Source organism: Glycomyces terrestris (assembly GCF_003933745.1).
Classification (GTDB): Bacteria; Actinomycetota; Actinomycetes; order Mycobacteriales; family Micromonosporaceae; genus Glycomyces; species Glycomyces terrestris.
In genome coordinates, this window is record NZ_RSEB01000003.1 from 275,319 (window position 1) to 295,755 (window position 20,437).

Below are 20,437 nucleotides of genomic sequence, written 5' to 3' on the forward strand. Positions count from 1 at the left end.
AATCCATTCATGACGTCATGATGACTGTTCGATGACACCATAGCAGGGTCAGCGGCGCCGCGGGGCGTGCGCCGCCCGCAGGGCGGGTGGGCGGGCTCCGTGTACTGCCATCCCGAACCCCCACCCGCCCGGGGGAAGAATAAGGTGCGATCCTCCCGCTCGGGACCGACGAAAACCGGCCCCCGCGGCCCTCATGTCACCCGATCGAGTGCCACCGCGGGCCCGGGTAGGCTTGATCCTCGTGTCAGCGCCCAATCTCGTCAATCTCGAAACCGTCTCGAAGGCCTACCCCGACCAGGTGGTCCTCGATGCGGTCTCCCTCGGCATCGCCGCCTCCCAGCGCGTCGGCGTCGTCGGCCGCAACGGCGACGGGAAGTCGACGCTGCTGCGCCTCATCGCGCGCGCCGACGAGCCCGACTCGGGGCGCGTCGTGCACACCGGCGGCACCCGCGTCGCGGTGCTGGGCCAGACCGACGGCCTCGACGACGCCGCGACGGTGCGGGAGGCGCTGTTCCAGGGCGCGGACGCGCACGAGTGGGCGTCGTCCCCGCGGGTCCGCGAGATCCTCACCGGCCTGTTCGGGGGCCTCGACGCGCCCGTGCTGCCGGAGGGGCTCGACTCGCGGATCGGGGTCCTGTCGGGCGGGGAGCGGCGGCGCGCCGATCTGGCGCGGGTGCTCACCGCCGACGCCGACCTGCTGCTGCTCGACGAGCCCACGAACCACCTCGACATCGAGGGCATCGCGTGGCTGGCCGGGCACCTGAACGGGACGCGGGCGGCGATCGTGGTCGTCACCCACGACCGGTGGTTCCTCGACGAGATCTGCGACCGCATCTGGGACGTGCAGCGCGGCAGCGTGTTCGAGTACGACGGCGGGTACTCGGCGTACGTGCTCGCGCGGGCCGAGCGGGAGCGGCAGGCGAACGTCGCCGAGGAGAAGCGCCAGAACCTCATGCGCAAGGAGCTGGCGTGGCTGCGCCGGGGACCGAAGGCGCGCACGTCGAAGGCGAAGTTCCGGGTGGACGCCGCGAACGAGCTCGTCGCGAACGAGCCGCCGCCGCGCGACACCGCCGAGCTGGTGTCGTTCGCGACCGGGCGGCTGGGCAAGACCGTGTTCGAGGCCCAGGACGTCACCGTCAAGGCCGGCGACCAGACGCTCCTGGAGCACCTCGACTGGATCCTGGGCCCGGGCAAGCGGATCGGGCTCCTCGGCGTCAACGGGGCCGGGAAGACCTCGCTGCTGCGGACCCTCGCCGAGGCCGCGGACTGGGACGGCGCGGGCGAGCGGCAGCCGGCGGCGGGCCGCGTCAAGGTCGGGCGCACCGTCAAGCTCGCGTGGCTGACCCAGCACATGGAGGACCTCGACGGGTCCTGGCGGGTGCTCGAGGCGATCGAGCTGGTCGCCAAGCGGGTCCAGTTCGGGAAGAAGGAGATGAGCGCCGGGCAGCTGGCCGAGCGGCTCGGGTTCGTCGGCGGCCGCCAGCGCACGCTCGTGCGGGACCTCTCGGGCGGGCAGCGGCGGCGGCTCCAGCTGGCGCGGCTGCTCATGGCCGAGCCGAACGTGCTGTTCCTCGACGAGCCCACGAACGACCTCGACATCGAGACGCTGACGCAGCTGGAGGACCTGCTCGACGACTGGGCGGGGACGATGGTGGTGGTCAGCCACGACCGGTACTTCACCGAGCGGGTCGCGGACGAGACGTGGGCGCTGCTGGGCGACCGGCGGCTGCGGATGCTGCCGCGCGGGGTCGAGGAGTACCTGGAGCGGCGCGGCGAGGCGGTGAAGGCCGGCACGGGCAAGGGCGCGGCCGGAGCGCGTGCGGGCGAGTCGCCCGCGGCCGCACCGCAGGCGGCGAAGCCGTCGGGGGCCGTCGACCGGGCCGTCCAGAAGGAGCTGTCCAAACTGGAGCGGCGGCTGGAGCGGACCGAGGAGAAGATCGCGGGGGTGCACGGGGAGATGGCGGCGTTCGCCACCGACCCGGCGAAGCTCGCCGAGCTCCAGGGGCGGCTGACCGCGCTCGAGGCCGAGCGCGACGAGATCGAGGAGCGGTGGATGGAGCTCGCCGAGTAGGCGCGGGTTCCGTTGCGGCCCTTGCTGCTTCCCGGTCGGCACGGGACGGGGCGCGGGGCCGCGGACGGTCACGGCTCCATAACGGAGCCAAAGATCCTATCAGTTTCGAACGCTCCCATACCGGTTGGTAACCGACTCTTCATTCACTGATTTATGGGGGTCTTCCAGGGTCTTCACTTTATGTTGTGACTTCCCTAACCTCGGTTTGAAAGCCCGAAAGGGCCGGTTCCACCGAACTGTGTCTTCCGCGCGGATGCGTCCCATCTCTTCGCTTCGCGTGGTGAACAACTGAACCGAGAGGGAGTACCCCCCGATGACCGTCTCGCACCGTTCCGTCCGCCGAATATCCGCCGCCGCCATCGCCGGCGCCGCGGCGGTCGGCTCCATCGCCTTCGGCGGCCTGGCCGCCCACGCCGAACCCCTCGGCGAGATCCTGGGGGCCGCCTCCCCCGACGCCATCCCCGGCGAGTACCTCGTCGTCCTCGAGGACGACGCCTCCTTCTCGGCGCAGGTCGAGGACGTCGAGGACGGCGGCGCCGACGTCGTCGAGACCTACCGCGGCGTCGACTCCTTCCTCATCGAGTCCACCGAGTCCGAGGCGCGGGCGATCGCCGCGCAGGACGGCGTCGCGTTCGTCGAGCAGAACGCGGTCGTCACCGCCGCCGCCGTCCAGCCCGGCGCCACCTGGGGCCTCGACCGCATCGACCAGCTCGACCTCCCGCTCGACGGCGACTACGAGTACCTCGGCACCGGCTCGGGCGTCCACGCGTACATCGTGGACACCGGCATCAACGCCTCCCACAGCGAGTTCACCGGCCGCGTCGGCAACGGCTACGACTTCATCCAGAACGACTCGACGCCGCAGGACGGCAACGGGCACGGCACCCACGTCGCCGGCACCGTCGCCGGCACCACGTACGGGGTGGCGAAGAACGCGACCCTGCACGGCGTCCGCGTCCTCGACAACGCCGGCTCCGGCACCACCGCCGGCGTCGTCAACGGCATCAACTGGGTGCGCACCAACGCGATCAAGCCGGCCGTGGCGAACATGAGCCTGGGCGGCGGCTACTCCGCGTCGCTGAACAACGCGGTCGAGGCCGCCGTCGACGCCGGCGTCACCTTCGCCGTCGCCGCCGGCAACGAGGACCAGAACGCCTGCAACGTCTCCCCCGCGTCCGCGCCGTCCGCGATCACCGTGGCCGCCAGCGACGACACCGACACCCGCGCGTACTTCTCCAACTTCGGCTCGTGCGTCGACGTGTTCGCCCCCGGCGTGGACATCACCTCCGCCTGGCACACCTCGGCCACCGCCACGAACACCATCTCCGGCACCTCGATGGCCTCCCCGCACGTCGCGGGCGCCGTCGCGGTCTACCTGGGGCTCAACCCGAGCGCCACCACCGACCAGGTCGCCGCCTGGGTCACCGGCAACGCCGGCGAGGGCCGCGTCTCCGACACCCAGGGCAGCCCGAACCTGCTGCTGTACACCGGGACCGGCGACGGCGGCGGCGAGCCGAGCGACTGCGCCGCCACGAACTCGACCCGCACCGCGATCGCCGACCGCGCCACCGTCAACTCGACCCTCGCGGTCGCCTGCGACGGCACCGCCCGCTCCAACAGCACCGTGGCCGTGAACATCACCCACACCTGGCGCGGCGACCTCGCGATCTCCCTGATCGCCCCCGACGGCACCGCCTACACGCTCAAGACCGCCTCCAGCGGCGACTCGGCCGACAACGTCATCGCGACCTACACGGTGAACCTGGCGAACGAGACCGCCGCCGGGACCTGGACCCTGCGCATCGTCGACGCGTACGCCGGGGACACCGGGACCCTGAACAGCTGGACCCTCGAGCTCTGATTCCCCCCGACAACTGAATAGCGGGCGCCGGACGGGCCCTCCCCGTCGGCCGCAGCACCCGGACACCGCGACCTGGAGCCGTCGCACCGTCCGCCACCCCGCTGCGCGACCGGGCCCCCCGGCGCCCGCCCCGAGACTCGGGCCGGCGGCCCCCCGCCGGCCCGGATCCGGTCCCCGCACCCGCAGTCCCACCCATCCCGTCCCGGCACCGGACGCGCCGGGACCACCCGAAGGGATCGAAAGTCCATGACACCCATCAGGAAGCGAATGAGCGCCGCAGCGGCGCTCACCGCCGCGGCGCTCACCGCGCTCGCGTTCACCGCCACCGCCGCCGAAGCCGAGCCGCAGTACGGCACGATCCTCGGCGAGGACGCCGCCGGCGCCATCGCCGGCGAGTACATCGTCGTCCTCGAGGACGACGCCTCGTTCTCGACCCAGGTCAAGAGCGTCGAAGGCGGCGGCGCCGACGTCGTCGAGACCTACCGCGGCGTCGACGCGTTCCTCGTCGAGTCCACCGAGCTCGAAGCCCGGGAGATCGCCGCGCAGGACGGCGTCGCGTTCGTCGAGCAGAACGCCGCGTTCACCACCCAGGCCACGCAGTCCGGCGCCACCTGGGGCCTCGACCGCATCGACCAGCGCAACCGGCCGCTGTCGGGCACCTACACCTACAACTACACCGGTGCGGGCGTGCACGCCTACATCATCGACACCGGCATCAACGCCTCCCACTCGCAGTTCAGCGGCCGCGTCGGCAACGGCTACGACTTCATCTCGAACGACTCGACCCCGCAGGACGGCAACGGCCACGGCACCCACGTCGCCGGCACCGTCGGCGGGACGATCCACGGCGTCGCCAAGGGCGTCACGCTCCACGGCGTGCGCGTCCTCGACAACGCCGGCTCCGGCACCACCGCCGGCGTCATCAACGGCATCAACTGGGTCCGCACCAACGCGATCAAGCCCGCCGTCGCGAACATGAGCCTCGGCGGCGGCTACTCCGCGTCCCTGAACAACGCGGTCACCCAGGCGGTCTCCTCCGGCGTCACCTTCGTGGTCGCCGCCGGCAACGAGTCCACCAACGCCTGCAACCGCTCCCCCGCCTCCACCCCGACGGCCATCACCGTCGGCGCCACCACCTCCACCGACGCGCGCGCCAGCTACTCCAACTTCGGCTCGTGCCTCGACGTGTTCGCGCCCGGCTCGTCGATCACCTCCGCGTGGCACACCTCGACCTCGGCCACCAACACCATCTCCGGCACCTCGATGGCCTCCCCGCACGTCGCGGGCGTCGCCGCCCTCTACCTCCAGGCCAACCCGAGCGCGTCGCCCTCCGCGGTGTCGAGCTGGATCACCTCCAACGCCACCACCGGCGTCGTGACCAGCCCCGGCTCCGGCAGCCCCAACCGGCTGCTCTACACGTACCTCTGATCCGGTGAGCGGCCCCCGCCGCTCACCCGCACGGGCCGAGGCCCTGCGCCCCAAGCGCAGCGCCTCGGCCCGTTCGTCTGTTTCGGACAGTTGGCGGGAGTTGGTCATTCACTGATCCATACATCCGGTACGAACCCTTTACACGATTTGTTCTCTCGTTTAGGCTCACTGCCAGGGTCTGACGGCCCGTCCCGCGGCCGCAGCGCCCGGACGGGCGCCGCGGACCGGGCCGAGGGGGCCCGGTCCGCGCACGCCGCCGGCCCCCGCCCCCGCTCCCCCCAGAGCACCGGGCCCCACCCGACCCCCCTCCCCGGACCGCGGCCCAAGCACCGCGCCCGGGCACGACCGAAGGAGTCCCCTTGTCAACGGCAGGAATCAGCAAGCCCCGGCGCCGACACGCGCGCACCGCCGCGGCCATCGCCGCCGCGGCGGTCGCCGCAGGCGGGTCCGCCATCGCCGCCACCTCGTACGCGAACGCCGAAGCGCCCGCGGCCGCCATCATCGGCGCCGACTCCCCCGACGCGATCGACGGCTCCTACATCGTCGTCCTCGACGAGCGGGCCGAGGGCCTCACCGCCCTCGCCGACGACCTCGGCGTCGACGTCGAGATCGCGCACACCCTCGACACCCTCAACGGCTACGTCGCCGAGCTCACCGAGGCCGAGGCCCTCGAGCTCGCGGCCGACCCCGACGTCGCGTACGTCGAGCAGGACCAGGTCGCGCACGCCAGCGAAGTCCAGACCGACCCGCCCTCGTGGGGCCTCGACCGCGTCGACCAGGACGCGCTCCCCCTCGACGCCGCCTACGAGTACACGCAGACCGGCGCCGGCGTCGAGGCGTTCGTCCTCGACACCGGCCTGAACGCCACCCACGCCGAGTTCCAAGGGCGCGTAGGCGAAGGCTACGACTTCATCGACGACGACGCCGACCCCGCCGACGGCCACGGCCACGGCACCCACGTCGCCGGCACCATCGCCGGCAGCACGTACGGCCTCGCCAAGGACGTCACCGTCCGCGCCGTCCGCGTCCTCGACGACAACGGCTCGGGCTCGTACTCGGCGATCATCGCCGGCGTCGACTGGGTCGCCGAGCACGCCACCGGCCCCGCCGTCGCCAACATGAGCCTCGGCGGGTCCTTCAGCCAGGCCCTGAACGACGCCGTCGCCGCCGCCGTCGACGCCGGCGTGACCTTCGCGATCGCCGCCGGCAACGAGGGCCAGGACGCCTGCGGCGTCTCCCCGGCCTCCGCGCCCTCCGCGATCACCGTGGGCGCCACCGACGACGGCGACGCCGCCGCGTCCTTCTCCAACTTCGGCGACTGCGTCGACCTCCTCGCCCCCGGCGTCGGCATCACCTCCGCCTGGATCGGCGGCGACGACGCCGAGCGCACCATCTCCGGCACCTCCATGGCGACCCCGCACGTCGCCGGCGTCGCCGCGCTCTACCTCGAGTCCCACCCCGAGGCCGCCCCCGGCGACGTCGCCGCCGCCCTCACCGGCGGCGCCGTCCCCGACGCCGTCTCCGGCGTCAACGGCAGCCCGAACCTGCTCCTGAACACCGGGTTCCTCGGCTAGCGACCTCCCCGGGACGCGCAGGGGGCCCGCGCCGTCCGGCGCGGGCCCCCGCCGCGTTCACGGCTTGCGGGCGATCCCGGCCATCTGGGTGCGCTCGTACGGCTCGAGCTCGGCCGCCGCCCGCACCGGGCGACCGGGCTCGCCGGGGTACCAGCGCGGGATGTACTCCAGGCCCGGCGCGACCATGTCCATGCCGAGGAAGTGGCTCTCCAGCACCGGGACCGGGCGCATCCAGCCGTTCCCGAGGGTCTCGATGCACGCCGCCGACAGGGCCGCCTGCGCCGGCTCGCCCGTGTCGGGCCAGGCCGTCAGCAGCAGGTGGCTGCCGGAGGGCAGGGCCGCCATGAGGGCCGCGATGATGTCGTTCGGGCGCTGCTCGTCGCTGATCTGCATGATCATCCCGACCAGGAGCAGCGCGACCGGCCGGTCGAAGTCGAGGAACGCGCGGATCTCGGTGCGCGACAGGATGTCGTCGGGGTCGGTCAGGTCGGCCTGGATGACGATCGCGGCGTCGTTCCCGGCCAGCATGAGCTCCGCGTGGGCGACGACCATCGGGTCGTGGTCGACGTAGACGACCTTCGCGTCCGGGTTGATCCCGGCCGCGACCTGGTGCGTGTTCTGCGCGGACGGCAGGCCGCACCCGATGTCGAGGATCTGGTCCATCCCGGCGGTCCCCACCAGGTACTCGACGCCGCGGATCAGGGCGCTGCGGTTGAGCTTCGCGCACTCGCGGGCCTGCGGGACGTGCTGCGCGAACACGTCGGCGGCGGCCCGGTCGACCGCGAGGTTGGTGGAGCCGCCCAGCAGCGCGTCGTAGACGCGCGCGGTGGCGGGGACGGTCGTGTCGGTGCCCGGCGGCAGTTCGATGTCGTCGTCGTGCATGGCGTGCCTTCCAGCCGGTCGGAGGCGCGGGGCGCGGCCCCGCGCAGGGGTCTCCGTCCGACGGTACCGGCGCCGGGCGGCGCGCGTCGGACACGCAGTGCGGCTTGGGGATCGGGAGGCGCGCCTCAGCCGAGGGTGGCGAGGAGCTCGCGGCAGACCTGCTCGCAGATGCGGCACTCCTGGGCGCACTGGGCGCAGTGCTCCATGGCGGCGTGGCCTTCGCAGAGCTCGGCGCAGGCGCGGCACGCGGTCGCGCAGACTTCGAGCATCCCGCGGGTGATCGCGGCGTCGTAGCCGGTGTGGCGGGAGAGGACCTGGCCGGTGGCGAAGCAGATGTCCGCGCAGTCGAGGTTGGTGCGGACGCAGTTGACGAGGGCGGCGACGTCCTCCTCGCCGAGGCAGGCGTCTGCGCAGGCGGTGCACGCCTGGGCGCAGCTGAGGCACTCGCGGATGCAGCGCGCGAGCTTCTCCTGGTCGATCCCGTCGAGGTCGGCCGGGTAGTTCTTGATCATCTCGTTGACGAGTTCCATCGCACGTCCCCCTTCACAGCACGGTCCCCCGCGCCGCGCGGGCCCCCGTCGCGTCGCGGCGCGGGCCGGAGGGTACCCGCGGTCCGGCGCGGCATGCGGTCGGCGGGAGCCGGGTTCGCCCTCCCAGGGGGTCGGGGCACGTCGTGCCGCGGTGCCGTCGTGCCGTGGTTGTGTGCCGTGGTCTTGTGCCGCGGTTCGCGCACGCCGTGACCAGGCATGCGAACGGGCGGCGACCGGAGGCCGCCGCCCGTTCAAGGTCGTGCCGACCGTCAGGCGATGAGGTCCATGCCGTTCCAGCCGGTGCCGATCCGGGTGGCGGAGGTGAGGTCGCCCCTGCCGTCGCCCGGGTACAGGAACAGGTAGCCGTCGGACTTGCGGCGGGCCACGAGGTCGGCGTGCCCGTCGCCGTTGAAGTCGCCGACAGCGGTGACGGCGTTCATGCCGCCCCAGCCGCAGCCGACCTTGACGCCGTTCTTCACGCCGCCGCCGGCCTTGCCGCCGTAGAAGTACATGCAGTTGTCGGAGTTGCGCACCGCGATCACATCCGCGATCCCGTCGTGGTCGAGGTCGCCCGGCGAGGTGATCTCCTTGAAGGAGTTCCAGCCGGTGCCGATCTTGACCTTCGCGCCGAGGGCGCCGTCGCCGCGGCCGGGGAACATCCACAGGGTGCCGGTGGACTTCTCGCGGGCGAGGACGTCGACCCTGCCGTCGCCGCTGAAGTCGTGCCCGGAGACGATGGCGCTCATGGCGTTCCATCCGGACCCGATCTTGTACGGATCGTCGTAGCCGCCGAAGCCCTGGCCGGGGACGACGTACAGCTCACCGGTGGAGGTGATGCGGGCGAGGACGTCCGCGAGGCCGTCGCCGTCGATGTCGCCGGCGGTCTCGAGCAGGTTCACGCCGCCGAAGTCCCCCCAGCTCCAGCTCTCGGTGAAGCCCCCGGTGCCGTTCCCGAAGTAGATGTACGCGGTGTCGTCCGAGTTGCGGCGGGCGACGACGTCGGTGCCGCCGTCCTCGTCGAGGTCGTACGTGCGGTCGGAGACGAGCCCGGCGAGGCGCATCTTGCCCCAGCCGGAGCCGATCGACTGCCCGTCGGACATGTACCCGCTCTCGTACACGGTCTTGCGGTAGAGGGCGCCGGTGCGGGAGTCGACGAGCGCGAGCTCCTGGTAGCCGTCCTGGTTCAGGTCGCCGAGCGGGGTGATCTGGCTGTAGTCGCGGTCCCAGTTCGCGTCGCCGAGCGAGTGGTCGAGGGCGATCTCCTCGCCGCTGGCGCTGGGGTACACGAAGAACTCCTGGGTCGAGCCGACCCGGTACATGATGTCCTCCCACGTGTCCCCGTCGATGTCGCCGAGGTTGACGAGCAGGTCGACGTAGTTCCATCCGGCGTTGAGGTAGGTCTCGGGCGCGCCGAAGGTGCCGTCGCCGTTGCCGTGGTAGACGTACAGTCCGCCGGTGGACTCGCGGGTGGCGATGAGGTCGGGGACCCAGTCGCCGTCGTCGTCGAGGGTGGTGAAGACGCCCATCTTGTTCCAGCCGCTGCCGGCCGCGATCCGGGTGCCGAGGCCGCCGTTCCCGTTGCCCGGGTAGGTGTACAGGCTGCCGGTGCGGGTGTCGCGCGCGACGAGGTCGGCGTGGCCGTCCTGGTTCACGTCGCCGGCCATGGCGACGTCCATGTGGCCCCAGCCGGTCGCCATGGTGCTGGCGGTGCCGAGGGTCCCGGCGGTGGTGCCGCGGTAGAGGACGAGCGCGCCGTCGGACTTGCGGACCGCGACGAGGTCGTCGACGCCGTCGCCGCTGTAGTCCTGGTAGGCGGGTTCGAGCGGCGGGAGCGGGTTGTGGAACTCGACGTAGTTGTTCGCGAGGTTCGAGTCCAGCGTGTCGAGGTAGGGGCTGTCGTGGGCGGGGGCGATCTCGACGCCGCCCTGGACGCCCGAGCCGGCGACGGTCTCGACGTCGATGCTGAAGGGCATCACGGAGCTGACGTCGACGGTGTCGACGTAGCAGACCACGTCGAACCGGTCGAGGAGCGTGTCGGTGGCGTTCGCGTACTCGGCCGCGAGCTCGGACTCGTCGACGCAGTCGAAGACGCCGTAGGCGTCCGAGACGCCCTGGAGCTCCATGCCGTCGGGGATGCGCGCGCGGATCACGTAGGAGCCGCGGTCGTCGAGGGACATGTCGAACCCGGTGGCGGGGCCGCGGTTCGTGTAGGTGAGGGTGCCGCCGGTGTAGACGCCGCCGTTGCCGACCTGGAGGTCGTACAGCTTCTGCGAGGTGACGACGGCGATGTGGCCGGCCTGCGCCGCGGCGGCCGGGTCCTCGGGCTCGGTCCAGGACGCGGCGGTCGTGAGTCCGAGCAGCTGCTCGGACTCCGGGTCCCAGGTCCAGTCGCCGTACCGCTCGGCGAACGTGGCGCTGTCGACGGTGTGCACCTTGTAGGTGCAGTCGCAGACGTCGATCGGGCCGGGCGCGGCGGACGAGACCGTGTACGAGACCGGGCCGCTGAGGGTCAGCGCCGTCCCGGGCTGGTTCACGAAGTCGGTGATGAGGCAGACCGTGCCGTCGATGACGGCCGAGGAGGGGTCGAAGCAGTTGTCGTAGTCGGCTACCACGTCGCCCGCGGGCAGGTTCGCGGCCCGCCGCGGGATCGAGTCGCCGAACTCGACGACGATCGCCGCGGTGTCGGCGGGGAGGTCGTCCTCTTGGAAGAAGGTCGGGGTCGCGACCGCGGTGGTGCCGGGCGTCACGCCCGTGACGGTGACGTCGCCGTGGAGGAACGGCTGCCCGTCCTCCTGGGCCGCGGCTGGGGCGGCGAGCGCGGCCGCGGCCGTGAGGCCGATCGCGGCGCCCGCCAGCAGGCGCGTGGCGACGCGCCCGGGGGAATCGGGGTTCATTGAGCTCCTTGTTCAATTGGGCGGGGTTCGGGTGGGGTGTCGAGGAGTCCGACGTGGACTAGACGCATTGTTTCAGATATCGGTTGTACGAGTGGGGCGTGAACGGCGGCGGCCCGGTCCGGGCCGCCGCCGTTCACGCGGGCGGGATCACGCGATGAGGTTGAACGCGTTCCAGCCGGAGCCGATCTGCACCGCCGACGTGAAGTCGCCCTTGCCGTCGCCCCGGTACAGGAACAGGCGGCCGTCGGACTTGCGGCGGGCGACGAGGTCGGCGTGCCCGTCGCCGTCGAAGTCGCCCGCGGCGGTCACGGCGTTCATGCCGCCCCAACCGCAGCCGACCTGCACGCCGTTCTTCACGCCGCCGGTGGCCTTGCCGCCGTAGAAGTACATGCAGTTGTCGGAGTTGCGCACCGCGATCACGTCCGCGATCCCGTCGTGGTCGAGGTCGCCCGGTGAGGTGATCTCCTTCATCGCGTTCCAGCCGGTCCCGATCTTGACCCGGGAGCCGACCGTGCCGTCGGCGTCGCCCGGGTACAGCCACAGGACGCCGGTCGCGGCCTCGCGGGCCACGATGTCGACGCGGCCGTCGCCGTTGAAGTCGTGTCCGGAGACGATGGCGCTCATGGCGTTCCATCCGGTGCCGGTCTTGACGCGCTCGCCGTGGCCGCCGAACCCGTCGCCGGGGTAGGTGTACAGGACGCCGGCGGAGGTCCGGGCGAGGACGTCGGGGAGGTTGTCCCCGGTGAGGTCGCCCGCGGCCTCGACCAGGTTCATGCCGCTGAACTCCGAGCCCCAGGAGATCCTGGGGCCGAACCCGCCCCCGAGCGCGCCCGGGTACAGGTAGGTCGTCCCGGTGGAGGCGTTGCGGGCGAGGAGGTCGGTGGTGCCGTTCTGGTCGAAGTCGTACTCGCGGTGCGCGTCGACCTCGGGGAGGCGCATCCCGCCCCAGCCGGAGTCGGCCAGGGTGACGTAGTCGTACACGGTGCCCAGTGCGGTGATCGAGGCCCGGTAGAGCGCCCCGGTGCGGGCGTCGGTGAGCGCGAGCTCGATGCTGCCGTTCCCGCCCATGTCGCCGATGCCGACGATCTGCCCGTACCGGCGGTCCGAGTCCAGGCTGCCGAACCAGCGCTCGTACTCGACGGGCGCGTCGCGGGTGGAGAGGAACACCCAGTACTCCTGGTCGGGGGCCATGCGGTACACGAGGTCGTCGATGCCGTCGGCGTCGACGTCCCCGAGGTTCGTCATGGCGTCGATCCACTGGTTGCCGTCGCCCCAGGTGCCGACGAGCGCGAACCGGCCGTTCCCGCTGCCGGAGTATTCGAAGAGGCGGCCGTCGTGCCTGCGGGTGGCGACGATGTCGACGGTGCCGTTGCCGTCGGTGTCGGCGGCGGTGAACACCTCGATCGGCCCCCAGCCGGAGCCCGACTGGACCCGGGCGGTGAAGCCTCCGGCGCCGTCGCCGGGGTAGGTGTAGAGGACGCCGGTCCTCGTGTCGCGGGCCAGCAGGTCGGAGTGGCCGTCGCTGGTCACGTCGCCGGCCATGACGACGTCCAGGTGGCCCCAGCCGGCCGAGACGACGGTGCCGGAGCCGAGGGTCTCGGACTCGGTGCCGCGGTAGAGGACGAGCGCGCCGTCGGACTTGCGGACGGCGATGAGGTCCTCGACGCCGTCCTCGTCGAAGTCGTTGCGCGGGAACTCGACCACCTGCGCCATGTTCTGGAGCGCGCCGACGTTGTCCATGAAGTCGGCTTCGAGGCTCGCGCCGCCGACGCCGGTCGTGTGCCCGACGACTTCGGCGTAGCCGAGGTCGTACCCGTCGCCGGTGAGGTCGACGGTGAACGTGAAGTCGACGGTCTCGCCGGCCGCGAGCGGCGTCATCAGGAAGCAGTACAGGTCGAAGCGGTCGAGGACGGTCTCGCTGCGCTCGTACTCGGCGGGCAGCGACTCGGGGTCGAGGCAGGACCAGTCGCCGCCGCCGTCGGAGTCGATCGAGTCGAGCGAGGTCCCGTCGGGCAGCTGCACCCGGATCGAGGCGGACCCGTAGTCGTCCTCGCGGTTGTAGATCGTCGCGGGCCCGTTGTTGGTCACCGGCACGGTCACCGTGTCGGTCTTCCCGACCGCGCCTTCGATGTCCCCGCTGGGGATCTGGAGGTCGAAGGGGTTCGCGGAGGTGGCGACGGAGATGACGCCCTCCCACGCCGCGAGCTCGGGGTCGGCCGGTTCCGTCCAGGCGCCGCCGGTCGTGATGCCGAGCAGGTTCTCGGACTGCGGGTCCCAGGTGAGGTCGCCGAAGTCCGCGGCGAGGGTCGCCTCGTCGATCGTGCGGACGGAGTAGACGCAGCCGCAGACCTCGAACGGCCCGAGCGCGTCCGCGTCGACCGCGTACCCGATCGGCCGGGTGAACGAGAGCACCGAGCCGGTCGCCCCGGTGAAACCGGTGATGACGCACTCGACGCCGCCGCGGACCTGGTCGTGCTCGACCGGGCGGCAGTTGTCGTAGTCGGCGACGGCCGCGGCGCCCCGCTGGCGGAGTCCCATGCGGGAGAAGGAGTCGGAGAACTCGGCGACGACCGCGGCCGCGTCGCCGGACAGGTCGCGCTCCTGGCGGAAGACCGGTGCGACCGTCACGGTCGAGCCGGGCGCGGCGCCGGTGACGGGCGCCGGGTCGCCGTGGAGGAACGGGTGGTGCGGATCGGGCTCGGTCGAGTCGGGGGCGTGGACCGGCATCTCCTGGTCGGCGTCGGCGTGCGCCACGATGCCGTCGACCGTGATGGTGAAGGTGTACGGGTAGACCTCGCCCACGACCGCGTCGGCGGGCGCGGAGACGTCGAAGTCGAAGTACGTGTAGCCCTCGACGCTCGGGTCCGTGCAGGTGAGGACCGTGCCGTCCACGGCGCACCCGTCTCCGGGGGTGATCGTGAAGGGGACCGCGGCGTCGTCGAACCTGAGTTCGTAGCCGACCTCGTGGGACTCGCCTTCGTGGCCGGCGGCGGGGCGGAGCTCGATCTCGACCATGGCCGACTCGGTCCCGCCGGCCGCGGGGCCGCCGACCGAATGGCCGTACCAGACGTCGTCGAGCCCGGGGATCTCAGCTGCGGCCGCGGGGGCCGCGAAGGCGACCGCCGCGACCGGGGCCGCCAGGGCGAGCGCCGCGATCCGCGCGGCCGATCGCCCCGAGGTGCGGGGTTCGGAGTGCAATGGGGCTCCTGTTCAGTTGGAGGCATTGGGGGGAGTCGTGGGGGTCCGACTTGGAGTACACGCCTCGTCTCCGAAACCGGTTGCACCGCCGGGACGCGGAAGGGCGGCCCGCACCGCGGGCCGCCCTTCCGCCGGCTCAGGTCATGCGGTGACGCGGTCGAGGACGATCGGGCCGCGCTCGACCGGGGCGTCGCCCACGCTCCACCGGCCCGCGAGGGACTCCTTCGCGGCGGCGAAGCGGTCGGGGGTGTCGGTGTGGAGGCGGAAGACCGGTTCGCCGGCCTTGACGGGCTCGCCGACGGTCTTCAGGATCTCGACGCCCGCGCCGAACTGGACGGGCTGGCCCTGGCGCTCGCGGCCGGCGCCGAGGCGCCAGGCGGCGACGCCGACGGCGTAGGCGTCCATCTCGGTGACGTGCCCGTCGGCGTCGGCGGTGACCTCCTCGGTCTCGCGGGCGGTCGGAAGCGGGGCGTCGGGGTCGCCGCCTTGGGCGCCGATCATGGCGCGCCACTTGTCCATCGCGCGGCCGTCCTGGAGCGCGGCGGCCGGGTCGGCGTCGGGCTGCCCGGCGGCGGCGAGCATCTCCTCGGCGAGGGCCACCGTGAGCTCGACGACGTCGGCGGGGCCGCCGCCGGCGAGGACCTCGACCGATTCGCGCACTTCGAGGGCGTTCCCGGCGGTGCGGCCCAGCGGGATCGACATGTCGGTGAGGAGCGCGCGGGTGTCGGTGCCGTGGTCGGTGCCGAGGCGGACCATGGTCTCGGCGAGCTCCTTCGCACGTGCGAAGTCCTTCATGAAGGCGCCGGAGCCGACCTTGACGTCGAGGACGATCGCGTCGGCGCCCTCGGCGATCTTCTTGCACATGATGGAGGACGCGATCAGCGGAATCGACTCCACAGTGGAGGTGATGTCGCGGAGGGCGTACAGCTTCTTGTCGGCGGGGGCGAGGTCGCCGGTGGCCGCGCAGATGACCGCGCCGATCTCCTTGAGCTGCGCCACGACCCGGTCCTCGGTCAGGTCGACCTGGAAGCCCGGGATCGACTCGAGCTTGTCGAGGGTGCCGCCGGTGTGGCCGAGGCCGCGGCCCGACAGCTGCGGGACGGCGACGCCGAACGCGGCCACGAGCGGGGCGAGCGGGAGCGTGATCTTGTCGCCGACGCCGCCGGTGGAGTGCTTGTCGACGCACTGCTTGCCGACCGCGGCGAGGTCGAGGGTGATCCCCGAGCGGATCATCGCGGCGGTCCAGTCGGCGATCTCGCGCGGGAGCGCGCCGTTCAGGAAGATCGCCATCGCGAGGGCCGACATCTGCTCGTCCGCGACGTCGCCCTTCGTGTAGGCGTCGATGACCCAGTCGATCTGCGCGGTCGAGAGCTCGCCGCCGTCCCGTTTGGTGCGGATGACGTCCACAGCGGTGATCATTCGTTGTCCCTCACTAGTTCCGATGGTGGAAACCCGAACGGCATCGGGGCGGCCCGCCGGGCCGCCCCGATGCCGAGGGGTCCGATTCAGTTGGCGGACAAGTGGTCCGGGCCGAACGCGCCGGGCAGCAGGGCCCCGACGGTGGTCGGCTCCGGCCGCTCGTCCACGAGGCAGTCCGGGCCGCCGTGCTCGAACAGGAGCTGGCGGCAGCGCCCGCAGGGGGTGAGGGGCTCCCCCGCGCCGTCGACGCACGCGATCGCGACCAGGCGGCCGCCGCCGGTGGCGGCGAGCTGCGAGACCATGCCGCACTCGGCGCACAGCGTCAGGCCGTACGAGGCGTTCTCGACGTTGCAGCCGGAGACGATCCGGCCGTCGTCCACGAGGCCGGCGACCCCGACCGGGTACTTCGAGTACGGGACGTACGCGTGGCGCATCGCCTCGCGCGCGGTCGCGCGCAGGGCCTCCCAGTCGACGGTCGTCACTTGTCCCCCGGGTTGTAGGGCACGCCGTCGGCCTTGGGGGCCCGGGCCTTGCCGATCAGGCCCGCCACGACCACGAGCGTGACCGCGTACGGGAGCATCTGGAGGAACTCGCCGGGCACCGACGAGCCGGCCGCCGACAGGTCGCGCGCGATCTGCGTCGTGAAGCCGAAGATGAGCGCGCCGGCGAGGACGCCGAGCGGGTTCCAGCGGCCCACGATCATGACCGCGAGCGCGACGAAGCCGAGCCCGGCCGTCATGTTCTTGTTGAACGCCAGGGAGTTCCCGAGCGTGAACCAGGCGCCGCCGAAGCCGGCGAGGAGGCCCGCGGCCACCACGTTCCAGTAGCGGAGGCGGTTGACGTCGACGCCCATGGAGTCCGCGGCCGCCGGGTGCTCGCCGACCGCGCGGGTCCGCAGGCCCCAGCGGGTCCGGTACAGCAGGAACCACACGACGACGACCATGGCGAGGCCGACGTACACGAACAGCTTCTGCTGGAACAGGACCGGGCCGAGCACGGGGATGTCCGCGAGCGGGCCCCAGGTGATCACGGGCATCGAGAACGCGTCGTTGAAGCCCTCGGCCTTCTTCAGCTGGTCGTACATGAAGCTGGTGAAGCCGAGCGCGAGCAGGTTGAGGATGACGCCGACGACGACCTGGTTCACCTGGTACCTGGTGGCCAGGAGCGCGAGGAGCATCGTCGAGAGCGAGCCGGCGATCATGGCGCCCGCGAGGCCGGCGTAGACGCTGCCGGTGATGTTCGCGATGAGCACGCCGGTGAAGGCGCCCATGAGGAACTGGCCCTCGATGCCGATGTTGATGACGCCCGAGCGCTCGCAGACGACGCCCGAGAGCGCGCCGAAGATGTACGGCATCGACAGGAACAGGGCCCCGGCGAGGATGGACTCGGCCCGGAAGACCGTGCCCTCCTGCGAGTAGGCCCAGAACAGCAGGGCGAGCACGAACGCGGCCACGGCCGCGGTCGACGCGAGCTTGAAGCGGCGCTGCGGCAGGCCGGCGATCATCCACGCGCCGGCGGCGGCGCAGACGGCGCCGAGGACGACGACGGCGGCGAGCGTGGGCGCGGCCCAGCGGGCGTCCGTCAGGGTCCGGTCGACCGCGATCACGGTGGTGCGGCCGCCGAGCCAGGCGACGGCGGCGAGGACGAGCAGGAGCCCGAGGACGGCGTAGGTGGCGCCGGCCTTCGGGTGGCGGGCCCGGGCGCGGTCGTCGACCAGCGCGGGCGCGGGCGCGGTGTCCACTGCCATGGGGCTCACCAGCCTTTCGCTTCGAGGGTGACCAGGCCGCCGCGCGGGGTGCGCAGGTGCAGGATCGCCTTGACGAGGGCCGGTGCGGCGATGAACAGCACGATGGTGGCCTGGAGCAGGGTCGAGATGTCGACCGGGACGTCCGGCTGCGCCGAGAGCGCGCCGGCCTTGAGGGCGCCGAACAGGAGCGCCGAGGCGACGATGCCGCCGGGGTTGGCGCGGCCGAGCAGCGCCACCGTGATGCCTGAGAACCCGTAGTCGAGGGCGGTGTTCGTGGTGATGCCGCCGGAGGAGACGCCGAGTGCGAGGGCCGCGCCGCCGAGGCCGGCGAGGGCGCCCGCGGCGGTCATCGTGGTGGTGTAGGTCGAGCCGATGCGCATGCCAGCGGTCGCGGCCGCGTGCTCGTTGAAGCCGACGGCGCGGATGCGGAACCCGAACGTGGACTTCGACAGCAGCCACCAGGTGAAGACCGCGGCGGCGATGCCGATGACGAGCGCGAGGTTGACGCGCAGCGACGGGTTGAGCGAGGACAGGAGCGTCGGGAGGACCGCCGAGTCGTCGACCGGCTTGGACACCAGGTCGGGCTTGGTCTCGGAGTGGAGGAACGCGGTGCCGAGCGCCCACACCAGGAACAGGGCGGCGATGTTGTTCAGCATGATCGAGGAGATGACCTCGTGCGCGCCGGTGCTGGCCTTGAGGACGCCGGGGACGGCGCCGAGGAGGCCGCCGGCGACGCCGCCCGCGATGATCGCGAGGGGCAGGTGCAGCCAGATCGGCAGGTCGAGGCTGAAGCCGACGATGAGCGCGCCCATCATGCCGAAGATCAGCTGGCCCTGGGCGCCGATGTTGAACAGGCCGGCGCGGAACGCGAGGCCGACGGCGAGGCCGGTGAAGATGAGCGGGGTCGCGTACGTCAGGGTCTCCGACAGCGGCCGCAGCAGGTTCCCGAACTCGGCCTGGCCGGCCTGGTACTGCTCGAGGGTGTTGAAGTTGAGGATCGCGCCCTCGAACAGGGCGGTGTAGGACTCGACGACGAGGTCGCGGGAGGCGTACCAGGCGTCCTGGGGCCGGGCGAAGAAGTACGAGAACGTCGAGCGGGTGTACTCGTCGGAGACGATGAGGAGGACCGCGCCGATGAGGAAGGCCAGGAGCAGGGAGTAGATCGTGACCATGACCGAGTTGGCCTCGGTCAGGTAGCGGCCGAAGAGGCGCATGAAATTGGGCTTGGGTTCGGGGGACTGGTCCGCCTCGGGCTTGCCGGCGGCCGGGGTCTCGGTCTGCGTGCTCAACGGTCACCTCCATCGGCGTCGTCGCGGGCGGGTTCGGTGGCGGCGGAGGCGCCGACCATGAGGCGGCCGATGACCTCGCGGGGCGTGTCGGGGGCGACCTCGCCGACGATGCGGCCGTTGTAGATCACGGCGATGCGGTCGGCCAGGGCGTAGATCTCGTCCAGTTCGGACGAGATGAGGAGGACCCCGGTGCCGGTGTCGCGCTCGGCGACGAGGCGGGAGTGGATGAACTCGGTGGCGCCGACGTCGACGCCGCGGGTCGGCTGCGCCGCGACGAGGAACCGGCGGGGCCGGGAGAACTCGCGGGCGATGATGACCTTCTGCTGGTTGCCGCCCGACAGCGACGAGGCGCTCTCCTCGGGCGACTGGGTGCGGATGTCGAACTCGGCGATCGAGTCGACGGCGCGGCGGCGCACCGCGCCCGCGTCGACGACGCCGCCCTTGGAGTACGGCTCGTCCTTGTACTGGTTGAGGACGATGTTCTCGGCGACCGAGAACTCGGCGACGAGGCCGTCGCGGCCGCGGTCCTCGGGGATGTAGCCGAGGCCGTCGGCGATGCGCCGGGCGGGGCCGCGGCCGTGGACGTCGCGGCCGTCGATCGAGATGTGGCCGGAGTCGGGCTTGACGAGGCCGAGGATCGCGCGGGCGAGCTCGGTCTGGCCGTTGCCCTCGACGCCGGCGAGGCCGACGATCTCGCCGGCGTGCACGGTGAGTTCGAGGCCGTCGAGGACCTTGACGCCGGCGTCGGAGACGACCGTGAGGTCCTTGACCTCGAGGCGGGGCTCGCCGGGGTCGGCCGGGGTCTTGTCGACCCGCAGCGAGACGGCGCGCCCGACCATCGCGGAGGCCATCTCGGCCTCCGACGCGGACGGTTCGAGCTCGGCGACGACCTTGCCGCGCCGGATCACCGTGACGGTGTCGGCCACGGCCTGGACCTCTTTGAGCTTGTGGGAGATGAACAGGATCGACGTGCCGGACTTCGCGAGGTTGCGGATGATCTGGAGCAGCTCGGTGATCTCGGCGGGCGTGAGCACCGCCGTCGGCTCGTCGAGGATGAGCAGCTCCGTCTTCGGCCCGGACAGGGCCTTGACGATCTCGACGCGCTGCTGGACGCCCACGGGCAGGTCCTCGCAGACCGCGTCGGGGTCGAGCCGCAGCCCGTACTGCTCGGAGACGTCGAGGACGGCCTTGCGCGCGGCCGCGGCCGAGAGCACCCCCAGACCTCGGGTGTGCTCCCGGCCGAGCTGCACGTTGTCCGCGACGCTGAAGGGCCCGACGAGTTTGAAGTGCTGGTGCACCATCCCGATCCCGGCGGCGATCGCGTCGCCGGGGCCCGAGAAGGAGACCGGCTCCCCGTCGATGAGGATCTCCCCGCTGGTGGGCGTGAGGATCCCGTAGAGCATGTTCATGAGCGTCGACTTGCCCGCGCCGTTCTCACCGAGGATCGCGTGGATCTGGCCGGGCTCGACCACCAGGTCGATGTCGTCGTCGGCGGTGAACGAGCCGAACTTCTTCGTCAGGCCCTTCAGTTCGAGTCGCAAATT

Annotated in this window: 13 protein-coding genes; 4 read left to right on the forward strand and 9 right to left on the reverse strand. The window is 72.0% G+C overall.

Annotated features, from left to right (window positions below; translation table 11 throughout):
* Positions 1-241: 241 nt before the first annotated feature.
* The 4 genes from EIW28_RS11180 to EIW28_RS11195 all read left to right on the forward strand — a co-directional run bounded on the left by EIW28_RS11180 (position 242) and on the right by EIW28_RS11195 (position 6,934).
* Positions 242-2,071, forward strand: coding sequence for an ABC-F family ATP-binding cassette domain-containing protein (locus EIW28_RS11180; RefSeq protein ID WP_232013931.1), 1,830 nt, complete (start codon positions 242-244; stop codon positions 2,069-2,071).
* A gap of 313 nt (positions 2,072-2,384) precedes the next feature.
* Positions 2,385-3,932: a S8 family serine peptidase gene (locus EIW28_RS24915; protein WP_125247798.1), complete on the forward strand. Its 1,548-nt coding sequence runs from the start codon at positions 2,385-2,387 to the stop codon at positions 3,930-3,932.
* A 267-nt stretch (positions 3,933-4,199) separates the two neighbouring features.
* Positions 4,200-5,360, forward strand: coding sequence for a S8 family peptidase (locus EIW28_RS11190; RefSeq protein ID WP_197717206.1), 1,161 nt, complete (start codon positions 4,200-4,202; stop codon positions 5,358-5,360).
* A 359-nt stretch (positions 5,361-5,719) separates the two neighbouring features.
* A complete protein-coding gene (locus EIW28_RS11195) occupies positions 5,720-6,934 on the forward strand; it encodes a S8 family peptidase (protein WP_232013932.1) in 1,215 nt (404 codons plus the stop codon).
* 57 nt (positions 6,935-6,991) lie between these two features.
* On the opposite strand, the gene EIW28_RS11200 is transcribed toward EIW28_RS11195, so the two are convergent.
* From EIW28_RS11200 to EIW28_RS11245, 9 genes are all read right to left on the reverse strand, one after another.
* Complete coding sequence (locus EIW28_RS11200; RefSeq protein ID WP_125247800.1) at positions 6,992-7,816, reverse strand: SAM-dependent methyltransferase; 825 nt, start codon at positions 7,814-7,816, stop codon at positions 6,992-6,994.
* Positions 7,817-7,941: 125 nt separating this feature from the next.
* The gene (locus EIW28_RS11205; protein ID WP_125247801.1) at positions 7,942-8,346 is read right to left on the reverse strand and encodes a four-helix bundle copper-binding protein; all 405 of its coding nucleotides are present in this window, start codon (positions 8,344-8,346) and stop codon (positions 7,942-7,944) included.
* Between the two features lie 269 nt (positions 8,347-8,615).
* Positions 8,616-11,240: an FG-GAP repeat domain-containing protein gene (locus EIW28_RS11215; RefSeq protein ID WP_125247803.1), complete on the reverse strand. Its 2,625-nt coding sequence runs from the start codon at positions 11,238-11,240 to the stop codon at positions 8,616-8,618.
* Between the two features lie 147 nt (positions 11,241-11,387).
* A complete protein-coding gene (locus tag EIW28_RS11220; protein WP_125247804.1) occupies positions 11,388-14,438 on the reverse strand; it encodes an FG-GAP repeat domain-containing protein in 3,051 nt (1,016 codons plus the stop codon).
* A 141-nt stretch (positions 14,439-14,579) separates the two neighbouring features.
* Positions 14,580-15,857 (reverse strand): thymidine phosphorylase, encoded by a 1,278-nt coding sequence (locus EIW28_RS11225; RefSeq protein WP_125247805.1) that lies wholly within the window; start codon positions 15,855-15,857, stop codon positions 14,580-14,582.
* A gap of 86 nt (positions 15,858-15,943) precedes the next feature.
* Complete coding sequence (locus tag EIW28_RS11230) at positions 15,944-16,339, reverse strand: cytidine deaminase (RefSeq protein ID WP_125247806.1); 396 nt, start codon at positions 16,337-16,339, stop codon at positions 15,944-15,946.
* The gene (locus EIW28_RS11235; protein WP_125247807.1) at positions 16,336-17,604 is read right to left on the reverse strand and encodes an ABC transporter permease; all 1,269 of its coding nucleotides are present in this window, start codon (positions 17,602-17,604) and stop codon (positions 16,336-16,338) included. Before EIW28_RS11235 ends, EIW28_RS11230 begins: the two co-directional genes overlap by 4 nt.
* Before the next feature lie 5 nt (positions 17,605-17,609).
* On the reverse strand, positions 17,610-18,893 hold the full coding sequence (locus tag EIW28_RS11240) for an ABC transporter permease (protein WP_125247808.1): 1,284 nt from the start codon (positions 18,891-18,893) through the stop codon (positions 17,610-17,612).
* The gene (locus EIW28_RS11245) at positions 18,890-20,434 is read right to left on the reverse strand and encodes an ABC transporter ATP-binding protein (protein WP_125247809.1); all 1,545 of its coding nucleotides are present in this window, start codon (positions 20,432-20,434) and stop codon (positions 18,890-18,892) included. Before EIW28_RS11245 ends, EIW28_RS11240 begins: the two co-directional genes overlap by 4 nt.
* Between the last annotated feature and the right edge of the window lie 3 nt (positions 20,435-20,437).